At 71.0% G+C, this 8901-nt stretch carries 5 protein-coding genes; 2 read left to right on the forward strand and 3 right to left on the reverse strand.

Going from position 1 to position 8901, the window contains the following annotated elements:
* Positions 1–189: 189 nt before the first annotated feature.
* On the forward strand, positions 190–2385 hold the full coding sequence (locus tag ZRA01_RS00120; RefSeq protein ID WP_141348714.1) for a cyanophycin synthetase: 2196 nt from the start codon (positions 190–192) through the stop codon (positions 2383–2385).
* A 103-nt stretch (positions 2386–2488) separates the two neighbouring features.
* Entirely contained in the window at positions 2489–5068 is a 2580-nt protein-coding gene (gene cphA, locus ZRA01_RS00125) for a cyanophycin synthetase (RefSeq protein WP_141348715.1), read from the forward strand.
* A gap of 31 nt (positions 5069–5099) precedes the next feature.
* Here cphA and ZRA01_RS00130 read toward each other — a convergent pair whose 3' ends face one another.
* The 3 genes from ZRA01_RS00130 to ZRA01_RS20465 all read right to left on the reverse strand — a co-directional run.
* Positions 5100–6623: a glycerol-3-phosphate dehydrogenase/oxidase gene (locus ZRA01_RS00130; RefSeq protein ID WP_141348716.1), complete on the reverse strand. Its 1524-nt coding sequence runs from the start codon at positions 6621–6623 to the stop codon at positions 5100–5102.
* A gap of 6 nt (positions 6624–6629) precedes the next feature.
* Positions 6630–8120 carry a glycerol kinase GlpK gene (glpK, locus tag ZRA01_RS00135; RefSeq protein WP_141348717.1) on the reverse strand — a complete coding sequence of 497 codons (1491 nt, stop codon included), beginning with the start codon at positions 8118–8120 and terminating at the stop codon, positions 6630–6632.
* Between the two features lie 55 nt (positions 8121–8175).
* The coding region (locus ZRA01_RS20465; RefSeq protein WP_170182857.1) for a hypothetical protein at positions 8176–8901 on the reverse strand (726 nt) is incomplete at its 5' end.

Here is an 8901-nt window from a genome sequence, read left to right on the forward strand (position 1 = left end):
GTGAGGCAGAATTGCGTTCGAAGTTTACTGACTCGTTACAAGCGCGTACACCCAGTGTGGGCCGGAATATCCGACTCGCGGAATATTTTTTTCGCAGGTAATCCTGGCCGGGCCTGCTTGCGTTAAGCCCAGATCCAGGTCGCCTCGCGGCGAACCGATGCCAGGCCAGCCCATTCCACACCCTTGCCCATGACCAACAAAACGATCGATTTCCTCAAAGTGCTCCACCTGCGGGGGCCGAACATCTGGACTTACCGTTCCGTCCTTGAGGCGTGGGTCGACATCCACGATCTGGAGGATTGCCCGTCCAACGTCATCCCCGGCCTGCCCGACCGCCTGACCACCCTGCTGCCCACGCTCATCGAGCACCGCTGCAGCATCGGCGAGCGGGGCGGCTTCGTGAAGCGCCTGCATGACGGCACCTGGCCTGGTCACATCCTCGAGCACGTCACCCTCGAGCTGCAGAACCTGGCCGGCATCCCGGGGGGCTTTGGCAAGGCCCGCGAGACGTCCGAGCGCGGTGTGTACAAGGTGGTCATCCGGGCCTGGCAAAAGGATGTCTCGCTGGCTGCGCTGCACATGGGCCGCGACCTGCTGATGGCCGCCATCGAAGATCGCCCCTACGACGTGGACGCCGCCGTCGCCAAGCTGCGCGACCTGATCGACGACTACATGCTGGGCCCCAGCACCCGCTGCATCGTCGAGGCCGCCGCCGACAAGCAGCGCCGCATCCCCTACATCCGCCTGCTCACCGAGGGCAACCTGGTGCAGCTGGGCTACGGCGCCCGCCAGCGCCGCATCTGGACGGCCGAGACCGACCGCACCCCGGCCATCGCCGAGGGCATCGCCGGCGAAAAAGACCTCACCAAGTCGCTGCTGGCCTCCTGCGGGGTGCCGGTGCCGGAGGGCGAGGTCGTCGCCACCGTCGAAGAAGCCATCGCCGCGGCCGAGGACATCGGCTACCCAGTGGTGGTCAAGCCCACCGACGGCAACCACGCCCGCGGTGTGTTTGTAAACGTGATGAGCCCCGAGGAAGTGGCCGCGGCCTTCCCGCTGGCGGCGGCCGAGGGCTCCGAGGTGATGGTCGAGCGCTTCATCAAGGGCACCGAGCACCGCATTTTGGTGGTCGGCGGCAAGATGGTCGCCGCCAACATGGGCGAGGCCGTGTCGGTCAAGGGCGACGGCAAGTCCACCATCGACGAGCTCATCGACAGCCAGATCAACACCGACCCGCGCCGCGGCGTCGAGCACGAGTTCCCGCTGTACGTGATCAGCCTCGACCGCTTCCCGGCCGCCAAGATGGAAGTCGAGCGCCAGGGCTTCAGCGGCAGCTCGGTGCCCGAGAAGGGCCAGGAGGTGATGATCGTCCGCACCAGCAACATGGCCTTCGACGTCACCGACGAGGTGCATCCCGACACCGCCGAGCTGGCCTGCCTGGCAGCGCGCATCGTCGGCCTCGACATCGCCGGCATCGACCTGGTCTGCGAGGACATCTCCAAGCCGCTCGACGTGCAGCGCGGCGCGATCGTCGAGGTCAACGCCGGCCCGGGCCTGCTGATGCACATCAAGCCGGCCGTCGGCCAGCCGCGCCCGGTGGGCGAGGCGATCGTCGATCACCTCTTCGCGAAGGATGAAGACTCCCGCATCCCGGTGGTCGGCGTCACCGGCAGCCGGGGCAAGACGCCGGTGGCGCGCCTCATCGCCCACCTGTCGCGGCTGTCCGGCCAGTACACCGGCCTCGCCTGCAGCGAGGGCGTGTTCCTCGACGGCCGCCAGGTGGAAACCCCCGAGGGCACCAACTGGGACGCCGCCGAGCGGGTGCTGATGAACCGCTCCGTCGAGGCCGCGATCTTCGAGAACAGCTGCCGCGACATCCTGGGCGACGGCACGGTGTACGACCGCTGCAGCGTCGGCGTGGTCACCAACATCGACCCCGAGCTGCACTTCGGCGAGTTCTACATCGACACCCCCGAGAAGGTCTGGAACGCCTTCCGCACCCAGGTCGACCTCGTGCTCGCCAGCGGCTGCGCGGTGCTCAACGCCGAAGACCCGGCGGTGGTCGAGATGGCGCCGCTGTCGGATGGCGACGTGATCTTTTACGGCATCGACGGTGCGGCCGAGGCGATCGTCGCCCACCGCGCCGAAGGCAAGCGGGCGGTGTTCGTCAAGGACGGCGCCATCGTGCTGGCCACCGGCGCGGCCGAAGAGCTGCTCGCGCCGCTGTCGCGCATCAACATGCTGGCGGATGGCCAGGCCGAGCAGCCGGGCGTGCTGTCCAACCTGCTGGCGGCCATCGCCGGGGCCTGGGCGCTCAATATCTCTCCGGCCCTCATCCGCGCCGGCGTGCTGCCCTACAATCCCAAGGCGCCGCTGCGCGGCGACTGAAGCCCGCCCCGCATTGCCCGAGCTGACTCGCCCGAGCTGATATAACCGGCCACCCCTTCGCCCGGGTGGCCGGCCAGAAAAATAGAGACAAGGACTGTTATCCATGGAAGTTTCACGCATCCGGGCACTGCGCGGCCCCAATCTGTGGAGCCGGCATACCGCGATCGAGGCCATCGTTGCCTGCACCGACGACGAGTGCAACATCGAGCTGATGTCGGGTTTCGAGACGCGCCTGCGCAACCTGTTCCCCGAGATGGGCTTCCTCGAGGCCGACGGCCCCCAGGGCCCCAGCTCCGTCGCCCACGCCCTCGAACTCGCCGCCCTCGGCCTGCAGGCCTGCGCCGGCTGCCCGGTCACCTTCAGCCGCACGGCGCCGACCCTCGAGAAGGGCGTGTTCCAGGTGGTCGTCGAATACACCGAAGAAAAAGTCGGCCGGCTGGCCTTCGACCTCGCCATCGCGCTGCTCAATGCGGCCGCCGACGAGAAGCTCGGCTTCGACCTGACCGAGGCGCTCGGCCGCCTCCAGGAGCTCGACGAAGACGTGCGCCTCGGCCCCTCCACCGGCTCCATCGTGCAGGCTGCGGTGGCCCGCGGCATCCCCTACCGCCGCCTCACCGAAGGCAGCCTCGTCCAGTTTGGCTGGGGCAGCAAGCAGCGCCGCATCCAGGCCGCCGAGACCGACCTCACCAGCGCGGTGGCCGAAGCCATCGCCCAGGACAAGGAGCTCACCAAGACCCTGTTGCGCGCCGCCGGCGTGCCGGTGCCCCTGGGCCGCTCGGTCACCGACGCCGACGACGCCTGGCTGGCCGCCCGCGAGCTCGGCGGGCTGGTGGTCGTCAAGCCGCGGGACGGCAACCAGGGCAAGGGCGTGGCCGTCAAGCTGCGCACCGAGGACGAAGTGAAGGCCGCCTTCCGGGTGGCCGCCGAGATCAGCGACGACGTGATGGTCGAGCGCTACCTGCCGGGCCACGACTACCGCTTCCTCGTCATCGGCGACAAGCTCGTCGCTGCCGCTCGCCGCGAGCCGCCGCTGGTCGTCGGCGACGGCAAGCGCACCATCCGCGCGCTGGTCGAGCACGTCAACAGCGACCCGCGTCGTGGCACCGGCCATGCCACCTCGCTCACCAAGATCCGCTTCGACGAGATCGCCATCGCCACCCTCGCCAACCAGGGCTTCGACGCCGAATCGGTGCCGCCCAAGGGCAAGCGCGTGATCCTGCGCAACAACGCCAACCTGTCCACCGGTGGCACCGCCACCGACGTGACCGACGACGTCCACCCCGAGGTCGCCGAACGCGCGATCGCCGCGGCCCGCAACATCGGCCTCGACATCTGCGGCGTCGACGTCGTGTGCGAGAACGTGCTCGAGCCCCTCGAGGCCCAGAGCGGCGGTGTCGTCGAATGCAACGCCGCGCCTGGCCTGCGCATGCACCTGCAGCCGTCCTACGGCAAGGGCCGCCCGGTGGGCGAGGCCATCGTCGGCAACATGTTCAAGCCCGGCGAGAACGGCCGCATCCCGGTGGTGGCGGTGGCCGGCACCAATGGCAAGACGACCACCGTGCGCCTCACCGCGCACCTGCTCGGCGTGGCCGGCAACTGCGTCGGCATGACCAACTCGGACGGCGTTTACGTGGGCAAGCGGCGCATCGACACCGGTGACTGCAGCGGCCCGCGCAGCGCCCGCAACATCCTGCTGCACCCGGATGTCGACGCCGCGGTGTTCGAGACCGCCCGTGGCGGCGTGCTGCGCGAAGGCCTGGCCTTCGACCGTTGCGACGTGGCGGTGGTCACCAACATCGGCATGGGCGACCACCTCGGCCTGTCCTACATCAGCACTGTCGAAGACCTGGCGGTGGTGAAGCGCGTGATTGTGCAGAACGTGGCGCCCCATGGCACCGCGGTGCTCAACGCGGCCGACCCGATGGTCGTCAAGATGGCCGGCGCCTGCCCGGGGTCGGTGCTGTTTTTCGCCCTCGACCCCAACAACCACGTGCTCGCCACCCACCGGGTGCAGGGCCGCAAGGTGGTGTTCGTCGACGGTGGTGACATCGTGGCGGCCGAGGGCAGCGCCGAGTTCCGCGTGCCGCTCGCCGGCATCCCGATCACCCGCAACGGCACCATCTCCTTCCAGGTCGAGAACGCGATGGCCTCCATCGGTGCGGCCTGGGCGCTGGGGCTCGACGTGGAGACCATCCGCCGCGGCGTCGCCAGTTTCGTGAATGACGCCGCCACGGCGCCGGGGCGCTTCAACGTGTTCGACTACAAGGGCGCCACCCTGATCGCCGACTACGGCCACAACCCGGACGCCATTTTGGCGCTGGTGCAGGCCGTCGAGACCATGCCGGCCAAGCGCCGCTCGGTGGTCATCAGCGGCGCCGGCGACCGCCGCGACGAGGACATCCGCGAGCAGACCCGCATCCTTGGCAAGGTCTTCGACGACGTGGTGCTGTACCAGGACGAATGCCAGCGCGGCCGCGCCGACGGCGAGGTGCTGGCGCTGCTGCAGCAGGGCCTGGTGGATGCGCCGCGCACCCGCGACATCGTCGAGATCCGCGGTGAGTTCCTGGCCATCGACACCGCGCTGGGCCGGCTCCAGCCCGGCGACCTGTGCCTGATCCTCATCGACCAGGTCGAAGAGGCCCTCGAGCACATCGCCAAACGGATCGCCGAAACCCAGGCCTGATCCCCCGCCCAGCGCGCGCCGGGCCGTTGCGTTAAAGGAAGCCTTCTGCCACCCGGCGGAAGGCTTCCGTGCTTTCGGCCGTCCGTGCCGCGCTCCAGCCCAGCTCGTCGGCCAGGATGGCGGCGACGACCGGGGCGGCTTCGATGGCCGCCGGGGCGTCGATGAACAGCGCCCGATGGCGGCGGGCGAGCAGGTCGTCCACCGCCCGCGCCTGCTCGCTGCGGGCTGCGTGGCGCACCTCGGCCTCGCTCAGCGTGAAGGCCGGGTGAATGCGCTGCCCGGCGCCGGGCAGGCGGTCGATGATCGCCCGGTCGGTGCCGAACACATCGTCCGACGGCGCCCCGGGGCTGCCGTGGAGCGCCAGCTTCGCCGTGGTGCTGGCCCGAACGGGCAGGCCCGCGACGGCGACGGCACGATCGACGATGCCTTCTGCCATCCGCCGGTAGGTCGTCCATTTACCGCCGGCCACCGAAACCAGGCCAGCCGCCGACACCTCGATCGAATGCTCCCGCGACAGGGCCGCGGTGCTGCCTCCGCCGGCCCCGAGCAGTGGACGCAGCCCGGCGAAGGCGCTACGCACGTCGGCGCGGGTGGGGCGCCGGGCCAGGTAGCGGCCGGCGGTGTCGAGGATGAAGTCGATCTCCGTTGCCAGCGGGCGCGGTTCGAGGGGGCAGTCGGCACGGGGCGTGTCGGTGGTGCCAAGAAGCAGCCGGCCCTGCCAGGGGATCACGAAGAGCACCCGGCCGTCGGGCGTGCGGGGGATCAGCAGCGCGTCGCCGCCGGGCAGAAAGCGCCGGTCGAGCACCACGTGGGCGCCCTGGCTGGGGGCGAGCTGGGCGGGTGCGGCCGGGTCGTCGAGCTGGCGGACCTCGTCGCCCCACACGCCGGCAGCGTTGATGACGACCTGCGCCGCGATCTCGAAGGCCTCGCCGGTTTCGGCGTCCCGGGCGCCGATGCCGCTCACGCGGCCCCGCGTGTGGCGCAGCCCGGTGACGGGCAGGTGGTTGATCGTCAGCCCGCCCAGGTCGAACACCGTGCGCATGAGCGCGATGGCCAATCGGGCGTCGTCGAAACGGGCGTCCATGTAGGCAATGCCGCCCACCAGCCCGGCCGCCTGCACACCGGGCAGCGCGGCGAGGGTGTCATCCACCGACAGCAGTCGGCTGGGCCCGAGGCTGCGCGCGCCGGCCAGCCAGCCGTAGGCGGTGAGCCCCGCGGCGAGCAAGAGGCGATCCCACTGGCGATACACCGGCACCACGAAACGCTGGGGGTGGACCAGGTGGGGCGCGTTGTCGAGCAGGGTCGCCCGCTCCGCCAGGGCTTCGCGCACCAGGCCGATGCGCCCCTGGGCCAGGTAGCGCACGCCGCCGTGGATCAGCTTGGTGGAGCGGGAGCTGGTGCCCTGGGCGAAGTCGTGGGCTTCGAGGAGCAGGGTGGAGTAACCCCGCGCCGCGGCATCGACGGCGCAGCCCAGCCCGGTGGCGCCGCCACCGATCACCAGCACGTCCCAGCGGGGCGTGCTGCGCAGGCGGTCGAGGAGCTGCTCGCGCCGCATCGATGCTCAGGGCGCCGCCCAGCCGCGGGCGCGCTCGACGGCCCGGTGCCACTCGGCCAGCCGGCTCGCGCGCCAGTCGGCGCTGCCCGTGGGGTCGAAACGCCGCTCGGCCCGCCACAGCCCGGCCAGTTCATCCAAGCCCCGCCACAGCCCGACCGCGAGGCCGGCCAGGAAGGCGGCGCCGAGGGCGGTGGTCTCGGTCTGCCGCGGGCGGACCACCGGCACGCCGAGCAGGTCGGCCTGGATCTGCATCAGCAGGTCGTTGCGCGAGGCGCCGCCGTCGACGCGCAGCTCGAGCAGCGGCGCGGCGCCGTCGCGTTGCATGGCGCTGACCAGGTCGACGGTTTGCAGTGCGATGGCCTCGAGCGCGGCGCGGGCGATGCGGGCCTTGCCGACGCCGCGGGTCAGGCCAAGCAGGGTGCCGCGGGCGTGGCCGTCCCACCAGGGCGCGCCGAGGCCGGCGAAGGCGGGCACCAGCACCGCGCCGCCGCTGTCGGGCACCGAGGCGGCGAGGGCTTCGATGTCGGCCGCCCGCTCGATGAGCCCGAGGCCGTCGCGTAGCCACTGGACCACCGCGCCGCCGATGAAGACGCTGCCTTCGAGCAGGTAGTCGGTGCGCGCGCCGATGCGCCAGCCGGGCGTGGTGAGCAGGCGCTGGGTTGATTCAACCGGCTGCTGGCCGGTGTTGAGGGTCAGGAAGCAGCCGGTGCCGTAGGTGTTCTTGGCCATCCCCGGGCTCAGGCAGGCCTGGCCGAAGGTGGCCGCCTGCTGGTCGCCAGCCAGGCCGCCAATGGGGATCGGCGCGCCGAACAGGGCCGGGTCGGTCTCGCCCAGCACGCCGCTGCTGGCCACGACTTTCGGCAGCACGGCGCGGGGAATGTCGAACAGCGCCAGCAGGTCGTCGCTCCAGCACTGGCGGTGGATGTCGAAGAGCATCGTGCGGGAGGCGTTGCTCAGGTCGGTGACATGCCGCCGGCCGCCGGTGAGCTGCCACACCAGCCAGCTATCGATGGTGCCGAAGGCGAGCTCGCCGGCCTCGGCTTGGTGGCGGGCGTCGGGGATGTTGTCGAGCAGCCAGGCAAGCTTGGTGGCCGAGAAGTAGGCGTCTAGCTCGAGCCCGCTGCGGGCGCGGATCAGCCCGGCGTGGCCGGCGGCGCGCAGTGCGTCGCAGTGGACGACGGTGCGGCGGTCCTGCCAGACGATGGCCGGGGCCAGAGGGGCGCCGGTGCTGCGGTTCCACAGCACGGTGGTCTCGCGCTGGTTGGCGATGCCGATGGCTACGACGTCGGAGGCTGCCAGGCCGGCCCGGGCGAGCGCCTCGCGCGCGCAGGCGAGCTGGGTGTGCCAGATCTCGACGGGATCGTGTTCGACCCGGCCGGGCTCGGGGTAGGACTGGCGGAATTCAAGCTGGGCGTTGGCGAGGGCTTCGCCCGTGGCGTCGAAGACGATGGCACGGCTGCTGCTGGTGCCCTGGTCGAGGGCGAGGATGCAGGGCATGGGGCGACGGGCCGGGAAGACGATGCCCCCAGTATAGCCAGCCGCCGGGGTGAGGCTAGCAGCCGCTGCCCTCGGGCCGCCGGGTGAAGCCGAAGCCGCCGTTGCCCGAGCCGGTGGGCTGGATACAGATCATCAGGCCCAGGGAGCGGGCCGAGCGCACGATGTCCGGCGGGAAGGCGGCAAACGGTACCGCCCGCTCGACCACCGACTTGACGAAGGCGATCTCGGCCTGCTGGTCGCCGCTGCGGGTGACGGTGAAGCTTTTGAGGGAGCCGTCCGGGTTGATGCGCACCTCGATGGCCGCCGCCTGCACGCCCCGGCTGCGCGGGTCGTTCTTCACGAAGGAGGCGCTGCGGTTGAGCTTCTTGAGCAGGGAGTCGAGGTAGAAATCGAGGCTGAAGGGGTCGATCGGCGGGCTGCCGGCGATGCGCTCGACGAGCATGGCCGGGTCGTGCTGGGGGCTGCGGCTGCCTTCGCGGTGGGCCTGGCGGCCGGCTTCCCGGGCCATGGCCAGCGAGCGCTCGGCCAGATCCGGCGCGGGCTGCGGCCGGGGCTGGGGTTTGCTGCGGGCCTCGCTGGCGAGTTCGTTGAGGAAGTTGTCCATCTCCTGCTTCTGGGCGACGCTCCAGGTGGGCGTGGAGTGGGGCGCCGTGAGCTGGCGATCGGACGGCTTGCGGGCGGTGAGGATGCGCGGCGCGGCGGGGGCTGGCTTTGGCGGGCGCGGGGTGGCCTGCCGGGGCTTGGCCGCCGCCGCGCGAGTGGCGGGCGGGCGGGTGTCGAC

This window comes from Zoogloea ramigera (assembly GCF_006539865.1).
Classification (GTDB): Bacteria; Pseudomonadota; Gammaproteobacteria; order Burkholderiales; family Rhodocyclaceae; genus Zoogloea; species Zoogloea ramigera.